We start from the raw sequence: 18,819 nt of genomic DNA, 5'->3' as shown, positions 1-18,819 counted from the left end.
GGGCTGGAAAGGGCGGGTCGCGCTTTACACCTTTGCTCGTCCCGCACTAATCTCCGCGGCATTTCCAATTGCGGATTGCCCGATGTCGCTTCGCCTCGCCACTTTCAATATCGAGAACCTCCTGAGCCGCTTCGATTTTTCCGGTTTCCGCAATCAGCTCAAGCAGGACCGGGTGCTGAGGCTTTTCGATGTGCGCAGCGAAGCGGAATATCAGCGGCTGGAAGAGGCGCGCACGATCGCGCATACGGACGACACGCGGCAGATGTCGGCGCTCGCCATCGCCGACTGCGACGCCGATATCCTCTGCCTGCAGGAGGCCGACAACATGGCAGCCTTGCAGGCTTTCGAATATGGCTATCTCTTCCGCATGGTCGGCAACGGCTACCGGCAGAAGTATCTGATCGAAGGCAACGACTCGCGCGGCATCGACGTGGCGGTGCTGATGCGAGAGGAAACGCGCGACGGGCAGCAGATCGAATGCCTGGAGGTCAAGACCCATGCGGCGCTGACCTATGAGGATCTCGATCTCTTCAACGACGAACTGGCGCTGACCAGCCGCCCGCGCGATCGCATCTTCAAGCGCGACTGCCTGGAAGTGGATTTGCGGATCGAGGGCCGACCGCTGACGCTCTATGTGGTGCATTTCAAATCGATGGGGCCGGCACGCGCCGGCCTCGACGGCCGCCAGGCGACGATGGCCATGCGCACCGCAGAGGCGAGGGCGGTACGCCATGTCATCGAAAGCCGGTTCGGCCGCGGCCATACGGCGGACAAGATATTCGCCATTTGTGGTGACATGAACGATTATCAGGAGAAGGTGGTTATCCTCGGCGATCGTCGCAACGGCTACGAATTCGTGCCGCACGCGGAAGAGATGAGCGCGCTCGATATTCTCAGCCATGACGGCTTTGTCGAGAACCCCATGTCGAGGCGGCCGGTACTTGATCGCTGGACGCTGTTCCACAGCCGCGGTCCGGAGGAACAGCACCTCTGCCAGCTCGACTACATCTGGTTGTCACCGGCGCTGGCGCGGCGCAACGCCAGCCGCGTTCCGGAGATCGTCCGCGCCGGCCAGCCCTTCCGAACGATCTTTCCCGCGGGGCAGGCGGTGGAGCGTTATCCGCGCACCGGCTGGGACAGACCTAAGGCCTCCGACCATTGCCCCGTCGTCATGGCGCTGGACATCTGACCATGGCCTTTCTTGAAAGCAACCGGCCAGCCTGGCCGGCGGAAGGCACGATCTTCCCGGTCTCGGAGATCGACATAGAGGTTTCGGCCGAGCCGCATCCGTTCCACCTTGCTGAGGCGGAGCGGGCGCGAGAAAGCTGGCAGCGCGAGATCGCCGCCAATCCGCATCTCTTCGATGGCAGGATGGTGCTGCAGCGGTCGGTCCGTATCGCCGAAGGACGCATCGTCGCGCGGGCGCATATCGTTCCCTACTCGACTTTCCTGTGGTGGCGAAAAACGCGCGAGTCGGGCGCCTACCATATCTTCGGCATGCCCATGCTGCTTTCCTCGGACGGTGCCTTGATCGCCATCCGCATGGGCCCGCACACGGCCAATGCCGGCCGTGTCTACAGCCCCGGCGGCTCGCTGGAGCCGGAAGACGTCGTTGACGGGCGTTGCGATGTTGCCGGCAATATCGCTCGCGAGGTCAAGGAAGAGACCGGCATCTCACTTTCCGAGGCGATCGCCGAGCCGCGCTGGCACGCCATTCACATGGACGGCACCGTCACCGTTTTTCGCGTTTTCCGGCTGGCCGCCACAGCAGACGAGGTCATCGCGCGGGTGGCGGCGCATGTCGCCGCCGATCCGCATCCGGAGATCGACGAGGCGCTGGCGATCCGTGGCCCGGAACCGACGGCGCACAACTATCCGGAATTCATCCCGCCGATCCTCAAATGGCTTTTTACGCGGTGAGTACGCAAGTGGCGCTTTGAATTTGGTCGAGGCGCACTCGGTGCGACGTCTTCGCCGAAGTCGGTGTCTGGGTGAAGGTACTCATGCTCTGTCACGCTGGCCGAGCCGGGAGCTGATTGGAATCAGCCCGGCAATCGTCAAGAAGGAAAAGACGGCGCCGGCGATGAAGGTTGCCTGCGGCCCGGCGATGTCCCAGAGCGCGCCGGCGATTACGCTTGCCAGCAGCAGGGCGATGCCGGTGACCAGGTTGAACATGCCGAAGGCGGTGCCACGCAGTTCCGCCGGAGCCGTTTCGGCAATCAAGGTCGTCAGCAAACCTTGAGTAAAGCCCATATGCAGCCCCCAAAGCGCCACGCCGATGCCGAGCGCAGCGATGCCTGTCGCGAAGGCGAGGACAAGGTCGGCCAAGACCAGGAGGGCAAGGCCGAGCACGAGCAGGGTCGAGCGGTTGACGCGGTCGGAGAGCGCACCGGCGGGATAGGCCGAGAGCGAGTAGGCGAGGCTCATGATCACGAGAACGACTGGCGCCAGCGCTGGGGACAGGCCGATCGACTGGGCGCGCAGGATGAGGAAGGCTTCGCTGAAGCGGGCCAGCGTGAAGACCGCGGCGACGGCCACGACCCACCAATAGGCCGATCCGAGCCGGCCGAGTTCATCACGCCGCAGCGGCATGCGCACCCGGCGCAATTCCTTCGGCCGCTCTGGCTGCTTGACCCCAATGAGAAGCACGCCAACGGAGACAAAGGCGGGGATCGCCGCAAACCAGAACACCGCCTGGAATTGATCGGCCGTCAGCCACATGAGGCCGATGGCGAGGAGCGGCCCGACGAAAGCGCCGATCGTATCGAGCGACTGGCGCAGGCCGAAGCTGGCGCCGCGCAGGTGTGGCGGAGCGAGGTCGGCGACGAGAGCGTCGCGCGGCGCGCCGCGGATGCCCTTGCCGACACGGTCGATGAAGCGAGCCGCCACCAGCCATTCGAGGGAGGTGGCGAGCGGAAAGATCGGCTTGGTCATCGCCGCGAGGCCATAGCCGAGGACGGCGAGGAACTTGCGCTTGCCGAGCCAGTCGCTGAGCGCGCCTGAGAAAACCTTGGTGATCGAGGCCGTCGCTTCGGCAATGCCCTCGATCAGACCGACGGCGAGCGTGGATGTCCCGAGCGCGGTGACCATGTAGAGGGGCAACAGCGCGTGGATCATTTCCGAGGAGATATCCATGAACATCGACACGAAGCCGAGAGCCCAAACCCCGGCCGGAATGCCTCTGCGTGACATCGCGTCGCTTGTCATGGTGCCTCAGCAGCCTCCTATTCCGCCAAGCCATCGGACTACGCCACTCCTCGCGTTCACGCGTAGTGAGGCCGGACGGCAGTTCCTCATAGCCATTGTTCTGGAGGGCGCATAGGCTATGCCTATGACTCAAGCAAACCCTGATGCTCTCGAGGTAATGATTTCCGATCGCCTCGACGTCGCGCTGGACGGCCTTTTCTCAAGCGCTGCAGCCTTGTCCTCGATGTTTGCATTTCAAACGCGGGCTGGCCACCTCACGACTTGCGGAGCGCCTCGATTTACCGGCAAGAGGAGCAGTTGTGCGGCCGATTGCCATTGAGGCGTGATGGGCCAAAAAGCCGCCGCAAGTCGCGTTACATCGTCAGTTCAGGTCAATCAGAAGATGTTTTTTGCCTTGCCGCCCGGGCGAGGTCGTTGCAAGCTTCGCGCCGGACCGGATCTCGGATGACGGGGCATGGGGAAACACGCGCCTCACGAAGGGGAGATGCATGGGACGACGCTACGCGATCTACGACGTCTTCACCGAGAAGCCTCTCGAGGGCAATCCGCTTGCCGTCGTGTTCGATGCCGAAGACCTGAGCGAGGCGGCCATGCAGGCGATCGCCCAGGAATTCAACCTTTCGGAGACGGTCTTCATTCAGCGATCGGGGAATGCCACCCAATTGGTGCGTCTGAGGATCTTCACGCCTTTGCACGAACTGCCCTTTGCCGGCCATCCGACCGTCGGCGCGGCGGTCGCGATCGCGGAAGCGCTCTACGGCGACACTGAGAAACCGCTCGATCTCATGCAGGTGCTGGAACAGAAGGTGGGGCCGGTGCGCACGGCGGTGCGGCTGCGGCCCGGGAGGGCGACCTTCGCCGAATTCGACCTGCCCCGCAAGCCGAGCCGACTGGATGCGCGTTTCGACAGGCAGGCGATTGCCGATGCGCTTAGCCTCAAGGCGACGCAGATCGGTTTCGAGAACCATGTCATATCCTTCTGGAGTGCTGGCGTTCCCTTTGTCGTGGTGCCCTTGCACGACATCGGTGCGGTCGCGGCCGTGGAGTTCGACCCACAGCGCTGGGAGCAACTTGCGCCGCTGGCGGAAGGCCGCCTTGCCGCCGCCTATCTCTACTGTCGCGGCGGCATCAACCACACGGCCCGCTTTCATGCCCGCATGTTTGCGCCGGAGATGGGAATCACCGAAGACCCGGCAACCGGCGCGGCCGTTGCGGCGCTTTCCGGCGCGATTCACCTGTTCGACGAGCTTGTCGATGGGCATCACCCGATCCTGGTGGAGCAGGGGGTGGAGATGGGCCGGCCCTCCTTCATTCACCTGCATCTCGACATTACCGGCGGCAAGATCGCTACCGCTCGTATCGGTGGGCATGCGGTGAAGATTGCCGAGGGGGAATTGGCGGTCTAGGTGGAGCGGGGCATCGATGGTTACCGGCGGGGCTCGTCGTTCAGCGGACCCGTTCATCTTTGCGCGGCTCAACCCTCGGCGCCATGCGCAGCAAACGAGGCGGCTCACTCGGTCGCCGCTTGACCGGAGGCGGCGCGAAATTTTTCCTGACAAATTTGCAGAGGGTGCTGGACAAGCCAGGCGAAGGCCATTATACGCCCCACCAGACCGCTGCGACGCGGTCCTGGACGGGTGATTAGCTCAGTTGGTAGAGCAGCTGACTCTTAATCAGCGGGTCCACGGTTCGAGCCCGTGATCACCCACCAAAAACCTCAATAAAACCAACGATTTACAGAAAACGCTGATAAAGGCCAGAGCGGGCCGAATCGCATTTTCCGCGCATTTTTCCGCGCAAGTGGTATCCTTGCCCGCCTCGAAAGAGGCCGGGGCGTCTCGGGTCGATTGAGTTGACCGACCGTAGACGCCTTTTGCGTTTTTGCCGTCCCCAACCGCCGAGGAATGTGCCGATGCCGAATGATGTCGCCGAAATTGCCTCAATGATTCGCCGATTGGAAGAGACCGGAATGTCGCGCAAAGCGATTGCCGAGGGTGCGAATGTCGGCGCGAGCGCGATCACGCGGATCATGCTCGGCGATGCCAAGTCGCCGTCATTCCGGGTGGTCAACTCGATCAAGCGCTTCTATGGCGAGACCTTCCCGAATGCCGATCCGCCGCAGCAACGGTTCGCGCCGGGATGCGCGCCACGGGCGGGGCGGTGAAGCAAAAGTAGGGGTGCCCCCACCTTTGCTTTCAGCTTGAAAACTTCCCGACGTCGGGAAATTCTTGCAGTGGAATCAAAGGGCAATATTGCCGCATGCGGTAATAACTTCTTTAGCCGCTAAACATGTTCACGACGGCACCTTCCGCAACAGTCCGCCCGGTCGCGACTCGGCGACGAGGACGGATCGAACCGCCGAGTTGATCCGTTCGCCAATCTGCCTGCCATCCTCGGACGAGGCGACGACCATGCCGGTTTGAACATCGACTTTGATATTGCCGAAATGGACCTGCGAATTGTCGACCATTCCCGGACCGCTGCCGCGCCGAGCCGCCTTCGGAATGACGAGTTCACCTCTTTGCAGGATCGCCGGGAATTCGTCCGGCAGGAGTCCGCTATGCAGCCTCGGCGCACCCGCAAAGACGGCAGGCGAGACCCGGCGAAGCGGCGCGGTTGACCGGACGTCGCCGCCGCCGTGGTAGAGACCGGCACCGCCGCCGAATGCAATTGCCGCCTGCCCGCCGCCAAAACCGCCACCGAAGAGGCCACCGAGCGCGTTCTTGGCGAATATCGCCTCGATTGCCATGTTGATCATTCCGTCGATGACGCGGTCCAGCATGTTGCGGAAGGCTTCGCCCGCCGAGACGCCGTTCCTCAGATCGTTGACGAAACCGGAAAATGCCGTCTTGGCGGTGGAAGCGACCGCCTCGGCCAGTTCCCGCTGCTGCCGCATCTGCTCCTCGGTCCGGGCGGTATCTTCCCGCCTAGCGGCAGTGAGCCGCCGCTGTGCCGCCTCGGTCGTCGCGTAGGCCGTCGCCGTGCGCTCGATCTCGGCGCGCACCTGCGGTGTAATGGCGATCCCCTCGGCCTCGGCCTGATGCAGCAGTTTCGTCGACATCGTCAACTTGTCGATGGCAATGGCGCGCTGCTCGTCGGAAAGCGTCGCATCAGCGTTGATGCGGTTGATCTCCTGCTGCAATTCGACGGCCTGCTTCTCCGACAGCACAACGTCCTGCAGCGATTTCTTCTTGCGCTCGCGCTGCCCCTCGCGCCTGAGCTCGACGTGCCACGCCTCGTTCTCAAGCCGGAAGACAAGCCCGTAAGCCTCGGCATTGGCGTGCGCCCATTCCCGGACAGCATCCGACTCGAACTGCAAATCGGCGGCGCGTCCGACGTTGTGCTGCGAGCGGCCCGGCGGCGCGACCCATTTGCGCGCCGCTTCCGGTGAGCCGTATTTCTGCAAAGCCTGCTGCCACAGCTGCGCCTGTCGCTCGATGGAGCGCGCGCCACTGGTGATGGTGATCCTGCCCGCCTGCTCGCCCGCCGCCGCGAGGAATTGCGCCAACCGGTTCTGGAATTCCGGTTCGAGTTCGGTGATGTGCGACAGCGGCTTGTCCTTGGCGAGATAGTCCAAGAGGCCGGTGCGATATGCCTTCGCGTCTTCCTCGCCCCGCTTGATCATCTGCTCGCGACGGAAGATTTCATTCTGCCGTTCGATGGTGCCCGCGACCGGCCCGCCCTGTCCGGGAATGGGCGTCATCGACGGCGGCGCGAAGGGCGGCGGCCGCATGTCGATGAATGACTTCCTGATGCCCTCGGCCTCTTGCGCCGCCCTTTTCAGGGCTGGCGTCAACCGGCTGTCGATCTTGCCGGTGAGGTCGTCGACCGAAATGCCGGTCAGCGTCGCCGCCTGAGTGATGAGGTCCTGCAGCCGCTTCAACTCGTCGAGACCTGGTCGACCGGCATCGATCTCGGCGCGCCATGCCCTTTGCGCCTTCTGCAGTTCGCGGATCGCGTCCAGTTGCCCGAGATTGTCCAGCTTCAAAGTCAGGTCGAGGAGCGCCTGGTCGACCTCGTCGACGAGGCCGCGCACCGGTTCCCACGCCTTGTCGAGGAGCGCCTGCTTGTCGGCGAGCTTCTGCGTCTGGTTCGTCGCTTCGAGCAACTGGTCGATGTAGGTCGCCACCTCGGGATTGATGTCCTTCCAGCGGTCGCGGATCGCCGTCAGTTCGTCGGCCTGCGCCTTGATCGCCTTTTTCGCTTCCTCGCTGCCTTCCTCGGTCGACGAGAAGAATTCGATTGCCTCTTGTGTCAGGTAGCCGAAGGCGAGGATTGCCGCCGAGACGCCGAGCGATGCCGGGGAGATGAGGCTGGCGAGCGACGAGCCGATGCCCTTCAAGAGCCCGCCCGACTTGCGCAGATCGTCGATGGCGGTGCCCGCCTGCGCCGCCTGCTGCGCCATGACGGTAAACGGCGACGCGCCGGACAAGAGCGACGTGGTGACGTCCTGAAACTGAAAGGAGAGGTTGCGCGTCGCGTTCTGCATCGACGCGGTGATTTGCTTCGCCGCCCGATCCGCCGCCGGTCCGACCTTCTTGAAATTGTCGTTTACGGCATTGGTGGTTTGCTTGACCGTGATGTCGGCGTCCTTCATCGCCCGTTTCAGGCTGGCGATATCGGCGCTAATCGCAAGGATCAGTCTGGTGTCTTCTTCGGCTGCCATGTCTCACCACCTTCTCCGAATTTGATCACCAATGGTGATCGCTTGCCCAGAAAGGCGGCCCGGCAATAGGAGAACCGGACCGCCCCCGGCAGATGCGCCGCCGAGCCCGCGTGAACAGCGGCGCAAACCGTCAATTGCCGCGAAACGCCGACAAGCCGTAAAGTTCGATCAGCTTCTCAAGCATCTCGGCTCGGGAAAGCCTTGTCGCGCTCATCTGCTCGCCGTCCGGGACGCAATAGAAGCCGGTCCCGTCCGGCATCGTCACAAGCGCGAAGATGCCTTCGCCGGAAAAGCTCTGCCGATGGCGCGCAATGGCGTCGGCGAGCGGTTCGCATTCAGCCTTCATTTCGCGGCCCTCGCTTCCAGTTCCTTCACCCGCGCCTCAAGGAAGTGGAGCGAGTTGCGCAGTTTCTGGATTTCATTCCCGAACGCCCGGGCCTCGTCCTTCACGGCCTTTCGGATCAGCCGCTCGACTCTCACCTCATGCGTGTCCCTGAGGTCGGCGAGCCGCTGCGCTTCGTCGTCATAGAGGGTGCGCTGCACCTGCATCTCGGTGCGCAGGTCGCCGAAGGCGAGTTCGACGGCCTTGACGATTTCCTCGAGACGTTTGTCGGTACGCCTTGCCAAGGCCGCGAGCCTCGCCTCGAGTCCGGCTTGTGCCTTGCGCTCGTCCATCTCGCGAAGTTTCCGCGCGGCCCACTGCTCGTAGTCTTCGCCGTTATCGTCCTTGTACGTGCTCACCATGTCACCGCCTCAGTATAAGCGACCGACCCGGCGGACCGCAGACCCCAACTGACCTGTTGCAGCATGCGCAGCCCGAGCAGCCGCATCTGCCACAGCGAAACCGTGCTGGCGGTTGCGAAGTCCGGAACCGGCAGGCCGTCGTCGTTGACCACGACCGCCTTGTCGGAAATGTCGAACTGAGGCGCGTCGCCTTCGCCGGAAACGAAAGCGGCGGCATCGATGGCAACGACGGTTCCGGCGGCAAGCGTCGGTGCGGCGATAATCGTTGCGGCGGCCAGGCCCGGCGCGAGTGTGAGCGCCCGGATGCGCTCGGCGGGCGGCATCAGGTAAACGAGGTCGTCGGCATCGATGGCGGCGGCAAGCGCACCGAGATCGCGCGCAAGAGCGGCAGCACCGCCGCCGCCGGTTGGCGTCAGAGGCACGACGCCGGCAAGCAAGCCGCCGGGCGCGTTGGCGGTCGCCGCCTCGTCCGAAAGCATGACGCTGTCCAGAGCCTCGGCCGTGTCCTCGCGAATGATCGCGGACAGGATCGCCTCGACATTCGAATGCTTGGCGAGTTCAGCCGAAAAGATCGTCAGGATTTTCGCTATAAACGGCCGGATGACGTTCGAAGAGAGGCCAACGCGGCGGACCGGGATCGGGTCGCCTTCGCCGGGAAAGACACCGGCCATCGTTGGCGTCACGCTATCGTCGCGCCGCGGCACGGGAACCGACGAGACGCCCGCAAGCGAAATCCGCAACCCACGCGAGGCAAGCGCCGCATAGACCGATTGCGGCGCGAGGACTTCGAGAACACCCGCAAAGGCGGGTTGCACGATCCCCCATGATGCAGCGTCATCTGTAGTCGCAGGGGGCGCAGCCGCGCGGGCTTTCAATAGTCCGCCGAGATCGTTCAGGGCGCGGGACACATCGGCGTCGTTCGGATAGAGCGAGGCCGCCACCTGGTCGGGCTCGGTTTTTCCGAGGAAGGCGTGAACGCGGCAGATGGCGGCGCGGATGATCGCTTGCTGCGGTGCCTTGGCCCGTTTACGCCCTCGGCGTTCGAGGCTGATCAGGAGATGTTTCTGCTCGGAAAGCGCGCGCTCGACGCGGGCAAGTTGGTGATCCATAAAAAACCGCCTCCGTTTTCGGCGGGGCGGTCGGGTATCGACAACGCTTGCCCGCCGGGGGCTTTCTCACGGCAAGGGGATCATAGCCTGCAAATTATTTCAGGGTTGAAATGGCGATCACGTTTTGTTCGGCCATAGCGAGCCGCAGACGCGCGTTTGTGTCCGGACGATCAATCTATCGGGCGAAGTGCGGAACCGCGATCACCGGGCGAACCTGTCGGGGGGCGGTTGGTCGGATCGCGAGATCGCGCGGCAGTGTCGAGTGGATCACCGCTTTGTCGGCAAGTTGCGGGCCGAAATGGACCAAATCCTCACTGGGGATATCCCCAGTGAACGAACCTACATCACCAAACACGGAACCGAATCCGTCATGGCGACGGACAGGATCAACCCCGGTCGCCAAGAGCGCCGGTCACCTTCGGTGCGTCGGGATCGATGCCATTCCTGCGCTGGGCTTCGCGAATGTCGGCGAGGATCGTTGCGATCAGATCAGGATCGCCGTCTTCAAGGGCGGCTTCGAGAATGCCAGCCTGATCTTCCGGGGTCTTGAGGAAGTCTTGGATGTCGAAGCGGATTGTTTCCAGTGTCATAGAACGACTCTTAGCGGAAATCGGCGGATTAGGCGAGGTTAGCGCCGGTTGCGGGACGGTCAAAAACGGCAATTTTGTATAGACATAGCCCCCCATCAACAATTTCCCGATTTTTAGCGTTTGCCTGCGCCGCCGGTCCCGTGGATGCCGTCTGTCAGGTCGAGACCGCCCCCCCGCCATGCCGCCCCATGGTCATACATCAATGATGTCGCATACATCGATGATGTTGCGCGAGAACCGCATTCGTCTTGCGCGTGGCCGTCCACCTCTCGCGCTCTCATTGCGACGATCCAAGGCAGCGCGCCATGCCTGACTGATGATGTCATGTGGCGCTCCGATGCGACCGAAGAGCAGGACAGGACCGCAATGAATGCCACCTTCCACGGTGCCGACGCCGCACTCTTCGGCGACGTTATGGGCTGCCCGACGAGCAGCAACGCGATGCTTGCGCTCGATCCGGTTCAGGCCGGGAAAGGCGGCGCGACATAGGTCTTCGACGGTCCACGTGTCACCGGTCTTGAATAGTTCGATGATAGCGCGCTCGATCCTGCCGTGACCTCTGCTCATAAGTGTTTCCCTTGTTCTGATCTGGAACTACGGCAACACTTAAGCTGCTGCTTCATTCGCCACCGCTGCGAGCGTGTCGCCGTGACACCTGCGGGGATGGCACCAGCACAAGAGCAACTTGCCCTTGAGTGACGGGATGCGTGCGAGCAGATCGGGATTGGCGCGCAGGTAGCTTTCGAACCGGTCGCAGGCGAGATCGCGGTCAGTCTCTGTTGTCATCCGGAAGGGATTGCCCCAATCGGTCTGGCGATCGATGCGGACGACAAGGCCGCGATCCTGCGCATAGGCGATCAGGTCATGGTCGACGAGGATGCCGCCGACCTTGCGCATGGTTCCGACAACGGTGAGACCCTGGTCGAGCATGCGGCGACGCTCGCTCATTGCCTTAACTCCTGTTCGATCCGCTCGACAAGCCACGCTCGTTCCGCGTCCCGTTCTGGTCTCGCATCGTCGGCGATATGAGCGAGGCGCATGCGGCAGGTCTCCGCACCCATTTTTCCACGTTCGATTAACGTGCCGCCGAGTTGTACTAGCCAATCCGGCCCGAAATCCCCTTTGAGCGCAGCAGCTTCGCCCTCACGAATCCAGCGATTTACAATCCGCGTTGCTTCGATGCGCTGCCAGTTCTCCTCTACCTTCATCGCCTTTCCTCCTTCGCCCGGATCATTGGCTCGGGCTTTGCCGTTCCTTCATCGAAACTCCCTTGCGGTCCAGCCGTCGCCGCGCTTGATCAACCCGTCCGCATCGCAACTCGTCGACCGCGAAGCCGACCTGCATCTGCACATACGCCAGCCGCCGCCGCAGCCGGTCGCGCTCGCGGATCGCCTCGTCCCGCTCGCGCTGAACCTCGGCGAGTTGGCGGCGCAGGTCCTCGACGTCCTCGATGTCGGCGGGGTGGATCGTCATCCGTTCAATCCCCACCCACTTCCACCCCACCCGAGCAGGGTGGGATGTCTGCGGTCTCCACTCCGAAACAGGACCACCCCACCAGCGTTTCCCCACCCTTACCCGTAAACGGGTATAAGGGTGGTGGGGAAACGGGTGGGAGGACTGGTCCCGTAATGGTCCGCCGCGTGGTGTTTCCCCACCCATTCCCCACTTTGCCGTTTTGGGTGGGGTAACTTTTACGCGTACCGCGTGCCGACGCGTACAACTGGAATTTCCCGGCTCTTTTTCTCATCTCTCACGGTCTCCTCAATGAGTATTCCGCTCTTGATCCATTCCTTGATGATCTCGGCGCAGCGGCTGCGCGCCGCGTTCTGTGCATCGCTGCGGTCCGCCTTGGCGCGGATGAACCGACCGGCATCGATGTCGAGTATTTCAGCGAGCAGATGACCGACCCAATCGGTGGACTGTTGGTCGGACCGGATGCGTGTTTCCTCGCGTTCGAGCGCATCCTGAAAGGCGATGATGTGGCGGCTCTGGACGTCGTCGAAGGCGTTCGGCCACCGCCATGGAACGACCACGCGGACGTGATCGCCGTCCGGATTGATGAGGTCGTCCGGGTCGCCGTTCGGCAGAACCACGTCCTCGAGGAAGCGCCAGGTGATGTCGTCGCGCGGCGGTGTCAGGTTGATCTTGTCGAGGCTGGCGCGGAAATAGCGGCGATGCCCATTGCCGGGAATGCCAGCGTTTGCCGCCTCGTCCTTCGTCATGCGGTTCAGGACGCGGACAACACGGCATCCGGCGATTAAGGCACCGCCGCCTCTGGCATCCTCGGCGGTGATTTCCGTGCTGCCGTTCGTCTTGCGCGGATGGTGGACGATGCCGATGCCGCAATCGCAATGACTGGCGATGTTGGCACATGTTTCGCTGATCGCGCCCATGACCTCGTTGGAATTCGAATTGGCGGTGACGAAGTTCGCGAGCGGATCGAAGATCGCGAGATCGATTCCATTGCCGCTGATCGTATGTTCAAGTTCCTTGAGCGCCGTGCTGTTAACTCTAAACCCTTCACGCCCGGAAGCCGTAACGAGCTTGATCGGCGTGGTTCGGCCGCTGTCGAGGAAAAGCTGCCCATAGATATCGTCTTTGCCGAGGCCGTAATGCTGGCAAATGGCATGAACCTGCCGTTCCAGTTCGTCGAAAGGGTCTTCGCCGTTCCAGTACCAGACGCGCAATTTCTCGTCGGTGCGGAAGCGGGAACCAATGCGCAGGAGATCGCGGCCAGAGGCGAGCGCGACGGCTTCGACGAGGCAAAGGCCGCTCTTGCCGATGCCGCCGGGCGCGACGGTGGCAGTGGCGAAACCGCGATAATAGAGATCGGGATAGATGCATTGGCGGCGCGGGATGGTAACAGGATCATGCCAGACGAAACGCTGCGCCTGTAGAGGTTTCTTCGGGGGAATGACATCGGCTTTCACCGCCAGTCCTCCTCGTCGTTGGGACCGTGATGGGTGGTACCTTTTTGGCACCATCGACTCGCATGTGGGGATGTGTCCCCTCGGGGACCGGTGCGGCGGGCGTCAATCCCGCCGATCATCTCAGAGAGTCCTGTGCATCGCGGTTTCCCTCCGAAGGGAAGCCACCTTGCGTTTTCAGGCATTTGCGGGATAATCGCGGCGTGGATAATAGCCTCTGAGACCCGTTGCCTGATCGCTGGTGGCGGGTTTCCTTTTATTCGGCGGCGTCGAGCATTTCGCGCTCGCGAGCCAGCGCCTCATCTATTTCGTCAGCCCACCACCATGCAGCCGAGCGCCAGTCGTCGCCGTCCTTGTGCGGCGGTGGCAAACGGCCTTTCTTGATCTTGGTATGCAGGTCGAAGCGCGAACCGACGATGCCCAAGCGCAGAAGATCGGCGTATCTGACCTTGACTTTTTGGTCGGCAACTAGCGGGAGTTTCGAAGGACTAGGCATCAAGCTGCTCCGTCGTGAATGGTGCCCACAGAGGTACATGGACCATTAAAACACTCAATCACATATGAGTGCAACTATATTGTTCAAATACAAATTTGTACTTGCTATATGCTCAAGAGTGCTAACGCAGATTTGGATTTATACTAGTGCAGATTTGGATTTATACGTGATGGCGCGCATGAAAAAAGGGGCGCTGCCGCCCCTTGGTTTCGTGTTGGTCCCGGTTTTCGACGGTCAGGCGCGCTTGCTTTTGGCCAGAGGCACGACCTTTTCCGCCGCGAGGATCGCCCGCAAACGGTCGTCCCATGCTTCCCATGCCTTCGCCTTCTGCTTCTCACGCGTGGCTTGATTATAGACGGCGCTAAGCCCTTGTTGCTTGTGGTTGCAAATGGCGTGCGCGATCTCTTCGGGGAATTCTAGGTCTTCGACGAGGCGAGTGAAAAGCGTCCTTCTCAAATCATGAATTCGCCAATTGCTAGTGCCGGAAGCCTCGTCCAAATCGCGTTTCAGGCGACTAAAGCCGGAAATCTTCTCATGCACGCCCGGAAACACCAGTTCGTCGGCCTCGCCACTGCCGATGATCTTCAACGCCGTTTTCGAGAAGGTGATGAGATGGTCACGACCGCTCTTGTTGTCCTTGTCTTTCAGCCGCCATTTACCATCGAGAATGTCGCCGTGTTTCAGGCTGATCACCTCGTCGAGACGTTGCCCAGTCAGCATGAGCAGATGCACGGCGCGGCCATAGTTTTTGGCGGCGTTGCGGCGGATGCCTTCCATTGAGCCAGCGGCGGCCCAGACGCGCCTGATCTCGTCGTCGGTCAAAACCCGCTTCCGCTTTTTCGTTGCGGCTGGCTTTGAGACGTCGCGCGAGAAGTTGGTTTCGATCAGTTCGCGTTCGACGAGCCATTTCAGCCACGGCCCCGAGTAGCGCAGGAATGCCGAGGCGGCATGAACTGAGCCGCGTTCGGCGATCACTTCGGATGCCTTGCGCAGATCGCGGCGGGTGAAGTTGGCGACCGGTAACGACGCATAGTCGGCGAGCGCGGAGCGAAGCGCCTTCATCGTTTTCGGCAGTGACTTGATCTTGCCGCCCTGCCGGGTGCGGTATTTCTCGTATTTGTCCAGCGATTGCTCGACGGTCTCGCCGCCCGTCTTCGGATGCGGGACCTTCTCCTCGGCGACCGGCACGCCCGCCTCGACACGACTGAGAATTTCGCGAGCCTTAGCTCTGGCGTCGGCGAGGCCGAGACTGTCCGAGCCTTCCGGCGCGCTTGGAATGAAGTAGCCGAGTTTGTCGGTTTTCTGGACGCCGCCGCCGGTCCGGTAACGCAATTGCCAGGTGCGGCGTTTTGCGCCGACGTAGAGCGCGAGACCGGGAAGCAGGCTGTCGGGATAGGGGAGTTTGCGAGGGGGCAGTGTGGCGATCGAGGCGGCGGTGAGCTTCATGTTTGGACCTGCTGATTTTTGGTTTGGACCTGCTGATTTCGGGAAAATTTCCGCGCATTTCCGCGCAAGGTCGCTATAACACACCCTAACACCCGAAACCACACCAAAATATATAGCCCAATAAAAACAATGAGTTATAAGCGTTTAAGTCATTGATTAAGTTGGTGTGGCCGGTGACTCTTAATCAGCGGGTCCACGGTTCGAGCCCGTGATCACCCACCAAAGCCTCTTGAAATCATCGCGCAATTTCCATGTTATCCGGGATTTCCGGATTAATAGTTTCCACGTTCCGTTCTTGTTCCTAAAAGCGGCCGGCTCAATCTCGCTCCAGCGTGATTCCGTGAGCTTCATCACGTCCTTCGCGAGGCTTCTCAAAGCCACCTCCCAGTGCTGCACGATCTGCGCAGACATGTTGCAGATCGTCTTCAAGCCCTTCTGGGAAACCGGATCGTCTTCCACGCTCTGCGGAAGAATGCGGTGATCAATTTGCTGGAGATTGGCTGCACCGAAAATCAGTGGGAGCGTTGTAGCCCTTAAGGCCGCCCTGGTTGCACGTCAGAACCATGTGCGGGAGCGTGAACTCGGCGATCCTTTTCGGCATGCGGGAATCCTCCTCGACTCGAGGCTTGATGGGTTCCGCATGTCATGGATGAGCGCCCGCACAGCGCCGGGGTGCTGATATGTTTTCATGCGCCGGAAAGTCAATCCAGCGTTATCTGTTTGTGGCAGGGCTGCCACAATTTTGGTGTACAGTTAGCTTCGTCAGGGGCCTTGATTAAAGGGTCCCGCGCAGAAGGGACGTCGCGCTTTTCGCCCCCAGTGAGGAGGGTCGCGTCATGAATCCTTTCAGTGTTCACTCGTACCAGGATCCTGTCGGGCCGGATGACCTCTGCCTGCTTCAGAAAATCTTCGACTGCGAGTTGGAGTTTCGAAAGCTCCGGGTTGACAGCGAAGAGGCGGAAATTCTCGCGCAAAGGCTGATTGATCTGTTCCAGTCAGGCGTGAGACGAGAGGATGCCCTGCGGGAGATGCTCACATTAGGCAGTCGGTAACAGGTGCGCTTTTCATGTGTTAATGGCGCATGGCCAAGTCACCCTCGAAAAAATCACCTGATGCACCTCCGCCCGACCCCATGCCGGTGCGCGTCGATCCTTGCATCGCAATGCTCGTCGACCTGCCGCCGAAGGGGCCGGGATGGGCCTTCGAGTTAAATGGGATAGGTATCGGCTCGCCGTGCACATCGAGCCTGGCCGGGTGTGGATACTCACGCGGCGGCTACGACTGGACCGATCGCTTCGCCTCGATCGCAACAGAGGCACAGCAGCTTGCCCAACTTTGGCTGTTCTGGATTGCACCGCTATTCGGTGCAGCAATTGCCGGGATCGTCTGGAAGAGCCTCGGCGAGGAGGTTTAGACCGGTAGCAGGGGCGCCAAAGCGGCGCTCTAAAAAAGCCGATATTTCTCCCTAGCTCACCCAATGGCTGGGAAGTTGCAGGACGAATCTGACGGAGAACTATGCGCGGTTATTTACTTTTGACCGAGGCGAGAAGCGGCTCGAATTGGCTTGGCTCGCTTATCAACAATTCGGGAGATATGGGGCGGTCAAGCGAATGGCTGTCGCCGAAAATCCATCGCCTCGACACCAGCTCGTTGTCGTGGGAGGAATTTTTCGAGGAAATCATCAGAAAGAGTTCTACCGATAATGGAAATTTTGGGCTGAAAATATTCCCCAACCATCTTTTCATCACGCGCGAAACCTACGGAATGGACTTCATTCAATATTGTCTTTCCGTTCATGATGTGGCGCTCGTCTTCCTGCGTCGTGAAGACACGCTGCGCCAAGCAATTTCCTTCGCCAGGGCAAGACAAACGCGCAGTTTCGCTGCTCACATCGAAAATCGGACTGAGCCACGATACGATTTTGAAGAGATTGCGAGATGCTTTTTCTATATTCGCGACAGCTATAGTTTCTGGCGGAGCTATCTGGAACTCACGGGTGCGAAGTCCGCAGAGTTCGTCTACGAGGACTTGGTGCCGAACCCTTCTCCGTTTATCGCTTGCATTGCCGAACACCTGAGGGTGCCTCTGCCGGGCAATATCCAGACCTCGATGGCGGTTCAGCGCGACGACTTGACAGACGAATGGGTGGCCCGTTTTCACGAGGATTGCAGATCCGCACACTTGTTGGACGCATATGATCGCCGCGAACACATACCCGGAAAGATCAGGAACTTCTTCAAGCTGGCGACCCGGAGGCTTGAGGCGCGATACCCCTTCGCGTTTTGATGGGACAGGTTGAGATCGCGGGCAGCGCGCCACTTACGCTCCTACCCCCTGTGTAGTTGAATTGTCGGGGCGATATGGATAAACGCTCGTACCGTGGCGGCCGACTGGAGCGGATTTTGGGCGATCTTGATTATCCTTTTCGTCATTCTGGGACCGAGCGGAACCAAAGGAGTCTTCTGGACCGGTTGCTGACCCGCTATGAGACCTACAAGCTCACGGCTCGGGTGCGCAAAAGGAAACGCGCGATCGAGATCGTTTGCCTCCGCGAAGATGGATATCGACCTCTCACCAAGGCTGATATTCCGCTCGTTTTCAATACGCATAACGACCTGAAGTTGATGCCGTCCTTCCTGGCGCATTACAGGAAGCTTGGCGTGTCGCGTTTCATCTGCGTCGATGACGTTTCATCCGACGGGACGCGCGAATACCTGCTCTCGCAAGCGGACGTCGATGTGTGGAGATCACCCCTGCGTTACCGCGATGCGCGCCGTGGTCGCGAGTGGCGCGAAGCTTTGTTCGATCGTTACGGGGGAGATAGATGGTATCTCAATGTCGATTCGGACGAATTTCTGGTCTATCAGGATTCTGAGCATCAGCGCCTCGACAAGCTCATCCGGGTACTCGAACGGCGGGGCGAAAAGCGTCTCGCCGCTCCCATGATCGACATGTACCCGATCGCGCCGCTCGGCTCAGCCGCCCTCGGCCCCGATGATCATCGCATGCCTTGGGAAATTGCCGACCATTTTGACGGCAGTGGCTATGAACTTACCTACACGAAGCGGGCGATAAGTATCACGGGCGGGCCGCGAAAGCGCAAGTTTGCGCATGTGCTGGAACTTATCAAATATCCGCTGATCTTCTGGGACAGGAATTGTAGTCTCAGCGTCAGCATTCACCAGCCGCTGCCGTGCGAGAGAAACTTCCTGGAGATTTCCGGGGTGCTCCTGCACTTCAAATTCTTTTCAGACTACCGTGAGAAGATCGAGCAGGCGGTAAGCGACGGGCAGTATTTCGACGGGGCTGCCATCTACCGCAAGATGTTGATCGACCTGGAGAAAACCGGCGAATTCGATTTTGCGTACGAGCATTCCGTGCGGTTTTGCGGATCAAGGCAATTGCTTGACCTCGGTTTCATCGCGCCCATCCCCTTCGCACTTGAGCAAAACGGGGCGCGGGAAGCAACGAAGCAGAGATGACGCAGCGATTGGCAGGAATCGGCTACGATTTAAGGAAACATGCAGTAGGACTTCAGGGAATTCGAGCGACATCCGGGGAGTGCTTCAGCATTGCACGCTGGGGCTCCTTATAATTCGGCCCAAACCCTTAAACTCCCGCGACATAAACTCTA

At 60.8% G+C, this 18,819-nt stretch carries 20 protein-coding genes and 1 tRNA gene; 9 read left to right on the top strand and 12 right to left on the bottom strand.

Translation table 11 applies throughout. The features are described 5' to 3' along the window. Positions 1 to 82: 82 nt before the first annotated feature. Both USDA257_RS21185 and USDA257_RS21180 read left to right on the top strand, forming a co-directional pair. On the top strand, positions 83 to 1,189 hold the full coding sequence (locus USDA257_RS21185; protein WP_014765017.1) for an endonuclease/exonuclease/phosphatase family protein: 1,107 nt from the start codon (positions 83 to 85) through the stop codon (positions 1,187 to 1,189). 2 nt (positions 1,190 to 1,191) lie between these two features. Then, on the top strand, positions 1,192 to 1,920 hold the full coding sequence (locus USDA257_RS21180) for an NUDIX hydrolase (RefSeq protein WP_014765016.1): 729 nt from the start codon (positions 1,192 to 1,194) through the stop codon (positions 1,918 to 1,920). A gap of 81 nt (positions 1,921 to 2,001) precedes the next feature. On the opposite strand, the gene USDA257_RS21175 is transcribed toward USDA257_RS21180, so the two are convergent. Continuing rightward, a complete protein-coding gene (locus USDA257_RS21175; RefSeq protein ID WP_014765015.1) occupies positions 2,002 to 3,207 on the bottom strand; it encodes an MFS transporter in 1,206 nt (401 codons plus the stop codon). Between the two features lie 488 nt (positions 3,208 to 3,695). Between USDA257_RS21175 and USDA257_RS21170 the strand changes: the two genes are divergently transcribed. The 3 genes from USDA257_RS21170 to USDA257_RS21160 all read left to right on the top strand — a co-directional run bounded on the left by USDA257_RS21170 (position 3,696) and on the right by USDA257_RS21160 (position 5,371). Next, a complete protein-coding gene (locus tag USDA257_RS21170; RefSeq protein ID WP_041414496.1) occupies positions 3,696 to 4,613 on the top strand; it encodes a PhzF family phenazine biosynthesis protein in 918 nt (305 codons plus the stop codon). Positions 4,614 to 4,842: 229 nt separating this feature from the next. Then, a tRNA-Lys gene (locus USDA257_RS21165) sits at positions 4,843 to 4,918 on the top strand. A 258-nt stretch (positions 4,919 to 5,176) separates the two neighbouring features. Further along, complete coding sequence (locus USDA257_RS21160) at positions 5,177 to 5,371, top strand: helix-turn-helix domain-containing protein (RefSeq protein WP_223843354.1); 195 nt, start codon at positions 5,177 to 5,179, stop codon at positions 5,369 to 5,371. Positions 5,372 to 5,500: 129 nt separating this feature from the next. On the opposite strand, the gene USDA257_RS33065 is transcribed toward USDA257_RS21160, so the two are convergent. From USDA257_RS33065 to USDA257_RS21135, 5 genes are all read right to left on the bottom strand, one after another. Beyond that, positions 5,501 to 7,873, bottom strand: a complete 2,373-nt coding sequence (locus USDA257_RS33065) for a D-alanyl-D-alanine carboxypeptidase family protein (RefSeq protein WP_014765012.1) — start codon at positions 7,871 to 7,873, stop codon at positions 5,501 to 5,503. Between the two features lie 130 nt (positions 7,874 to 8,003). Then, entirely contained in the window at positions 8,004 to 8,219 is a 216-nt protein-coding gene (locus tag USDA257_RS21150; RefSeq protein ID WP_014764295.1) for a hypothetical protein, read from the bottom strand. Beyond that, on the bottom strand, positions 8,216 to 8,617 hold the full coding sequence (locus tag USDA257_RS21145) for a hypothetical protein (RefSeq protein WP_014765011.1): 402 nt from the start codon (positions 8,615 to 8,617) through the stop codon (positions 8,216 to 8,218). Before USDA257_RS21145 ends, USDA257_RS21150 begins: the two co-directional genes overlap by 4 nt. Further along, the gene (locus USDA257_RS21140; RefSeq protein ID WP_014765010.1) at positions 8,611 to 9,726 is read right to left on the bottom strand and encodes a hypothetical protein; all 1,116 of its coding nucleotides are present in this window, start codon (positions 9,724 to 9,726) and stop codon (positions 8,611 to 8,613) included. The genes USDA257_RS21145 and USDA257_RS21140 overlap by 7 nt, the downstream gene beginning before the upstream one ends. Before the next feature lie 386 nt (positions 9,727 to 10,112). Then, a complete protein-coding gene (locus tag USDA257_RS21135; protein ID WP_223843353.1) occupies positions 10,113 to 10,412 on the bottom strand; it encodes a helix-turn-helix domain-containing transcriptional regulator in 300 nt (99 codons plus the stop codon). A 228-nt stretch (positions 10,413 to 10,640) separates the two neighbouring features. Between USDA257_RS21135 and USDA257_RS36660 the strand changes: the two genes are divergently transcribed. Beyond that, complete coding sequence (locus USDA257_RS36660) at positions 10,641 to 10,805, top strand: hypothetical protein (protein ID WP_014765007.1); 165 nt, start codon at positions 10,641 to 10,643, stop codon at positions 10,803 to 10,805. Between the two features lie 117 nt (positions 10,806 to 10,922). Here USDA257_RS36660 and USDA257_RS21130 read toward each other — a convergent pair whose 3' ends face one another. The 6 genes from USDA257_RS21130 to USDA257_RS21105 form a co-directional block, all read right to left on the bottom strand. After that, entirely contained in the window at positions 10,923 to 11,264 is a 342-nt protein-coding gene (locus USDA257_RS21130; protein WP_014765006.1) for a DUF4326 domain-containing protein, read from the bottom strand. Then, a complete protein-coding gene (locus USDA257_RS21125; protein WP_014765005.1) occupies positions 11,261 to 11,524 on the bottom strand; it encodes a hypothetical protein in 264 nt (87 codons plus the stop codon). The genes USDA257_RS21130 and USDA257_RS21125 overlap by 4 nt, the downstream gene beginning before the upstream one ends. Before the next feature lie 22 nt (positions 11,525 to 11,546). Continuing rightward, positions 11,547 to 11,789, bottom strand: coding sequence for a hypothetical protein (locus USDA257_RS21120; protein ID WP_014765004.1), 243 nt, complete (start codon positions 11,787 to 11,789; stop codon positions 11,547 to 11,549). A 218-nt stretch (positions 11,790 to 12,007) separates the two neighbouring features. Next, positions 12,008 to 13,246: an AAA family ATPase gene (locus USDA257_RS21115; RefSeq protein WP_048657423.1), complete on the bottom strand. Its 1,239-nt coding sequence runs from the start codon at positions 13,244 to 13,246 to the stop codon at positions 12,008 to 12,010. Between the two features lie 253 nt (positions 13,247 to 13,499). Further along, on the bottom strand, positions 13,500 to 13,667 hold the full coding sequence (locus USDA257_RS36655; protein WP_014765002.1) for a hypothetical protein: 168 nt from the start codon (positions 13,665 to 13,667) through the stop codon (positions 13,500 to 13,502). A 306-nt stretch (positions 13,668 to 13,973) separates the two neighbouring features. Continuing rightward, positions 13,974 to 15,185, bottom strand: coding sequence for a tyrosine-type recombinase/integrase (locus USDA257_RS21105; RefSeq protein ID WP_014765001.1), 1,212 nt, complete (start codon positions 15,183 to 15,185; stop codon positions 13,974 to 13,976). A 1,132-nt stretch (positions 15,186 to 16,317) separates the two neighbouring features. Here USDA257_RS21105 and USDA257_RS21090 point away from each other — a divergent pair. The 3 genes from USDA257_RS21090 (at position 16,318) to USDA257_RS21080 (ending at position 18,667) form a co-directional block, all read left to right on the top strand. Beyond that, on the top strand, positions 16,318 to 16,599 hold the full coding sequence (locus USDA257_RS21090) for a hypothetical protein (protein ID WP_041414491.1): 282 nt from the start codon (positions 16,318 to 16,320) through the stop codon (positions 16,597 to 16,599). Positions 16,600 to 16,700: 101 nt separating this feature from the next. After that, on the top strand, positions 16,701 to 17,471 hold the full coding sequence (locus USDA257_RS21085) for a Stf0 family sulfotransferase (protein ID WP_014764997.1): 771 nt from the start codon (positions 16,701 to 16,703) through the stop codon (positions 17,469 to 17,471). Positions 17,472 to 17,656: 185 nt separating this feature from the next. Continuing rightward, positions 17,657 to 18,667: a glycosyltransferase family 2 protein gene (locus USDA257_RS21080; protein ID WP_048657422.1), complete on the top strand. Its 1,011-nt coding sequence runs from the start codon at positions 17,657 to 17,659 to the stop codon at positions 18,665 to 18,667. Positions 18,668 to 18,819: the final 152 nt, after the last annotated feature.

The sequence above is a fragment of the Sinorhizobium fredii USDA 257 genome, assembly GCF_000265205.3.
Lineage (GTDB): Bacteria > Pseudomonadota > Alphaproteobacteria > Rhizobiales > Rhizobiaceae > Sinorhizobium > Sinorhizobium fredii_B.
This window is presented reverse-complemented; position numbering and strand designations above follow the sequence as displayed.

Excerpts from the sequence above, each read along its gene's own strand:
- USDA257_RS21185 (WP_014765017.1), top strand. The coding sequence starts at position 83 with ATGTCGCTTCGCCTCGCCACTTTCAATATCGAGAACCTCCTGAGCCGC.
- USDA257_RS21180 (WP_014765016.1), top strand. The coding sequence starts at position 1,192 with ATGGCCTTTCTTGAAAGCAACCGGCCAGCCTGGCCGGCGGAAGGCACG.
- USDA257_RS21175 (WP_014765015.1), bottom strand. The coding sequence starts at position 3,207 with ATGACAAGCGACGCGATGTCACGCAGAGGCATTCCGGCCGGGGTTTGG.
- USDA257_RS21170 (WP_041414496.1), top strand. The coding sequence starts at position 3,696 with ATGGGACGACGCTACGCGATCTACGACGTCTTCACCGAGAAGCCTCTC.
- USDA257_RS21160 (WP_223843354.1), top strand. The coding sequence starts at position 5,177 with ATGTCGCGCAAAGCGATTGCCGAGGGTGCGAATGTCGGCGCGAGCGCG.
- USDA257_RS33065 (WP_014765012.1), bottom strand. The coding sequence starts at position 7,873 with ATGGCAGCCGAAGAAGACACCAGACTGATCCTTGCGATTAGCGCCGAT.
- USDA257_RS21150 (WP_014764295.1), bottom strand. The coding sequence starts at position 8,219 with ATGAAGGCTGAATGCGAACCGCTCGCCGACGCCATTGCGCGCCATCGG.
- USDA257_RS21145 (WP_014765011.1), bottom strand. The coding sequence starts at position 8,617 with ATGGTGAGCACGTACAAGGACGATAACGGCGAAGACTACGAGCAGTGG.
- USDA257_RS21140 (WP_014765010.1), bottom strand. The coding sequence starts at position 9,726 with ATGGATCACCAACTTGCCCGCGTCGAGCGCGCGCTTTCCGAGCAGAAA.
- USDA257_RS21135 (WP_223843353.1), bottom strand. The coding sequence starts at position 10,412 with ATGGGGGGCTATGTCTATACAAAATTGCCGTTTTTGACCGTCCCGCAA.
- USDA257_RS36660 (WP_014765007.1), top strand. The coding sequence starts at position 10,641 with ATGTGGCGCTCCGATGCGACCGAAGAGCAGGACAGGACCGCAATGAAT.
- USDA257_RS21130 (WP_014765006.1), bottom strand. The coding sequence starts at position 11,264 with ATGAGCGAGCGTCGCCGCATGCTCGACCAGGGTCTCACCGTTGTCGGA.
- USDA257_RS21125 (WP_014765005.1), bottom strand. The coding sequence starts at position 11,524 with ATGAAGGTAGAGGAGAACTGGCAGCGCATCGAAGCAACGCGGATTGTA.
- USDA257_RS21120 (WP_014765004.1), bottom strand. The coding sequence starts at position 11,789 with ATGACGATCCACCCCGCCGACATCGAGGACGTCGAGGACCTGCGCCGC.
- USDA257_RS21105 (WP_014765001.1), bottom strand. The coding sequence starts at position 15,185 with ATGAAGCTCACCGCCGCCTCGATCGCCACACTGCCCCCTCGCAAACTC.
- USDA257_RS21090 (WP_041414491.1), top strand. The coding sequence starts at position 16,318 with ATGCCGGTGCGCGTCGATCCTTGCATCGCAATGCTCGTCGACCTGCCG.
- USDA257_RS21085 (WP_014764997.1), top strand. The coding sequence starts at position 16,701 with ATGCGCGGTTATTTACTTTTGACCGAGGCGAGAAGCGGCTCGAATTGG.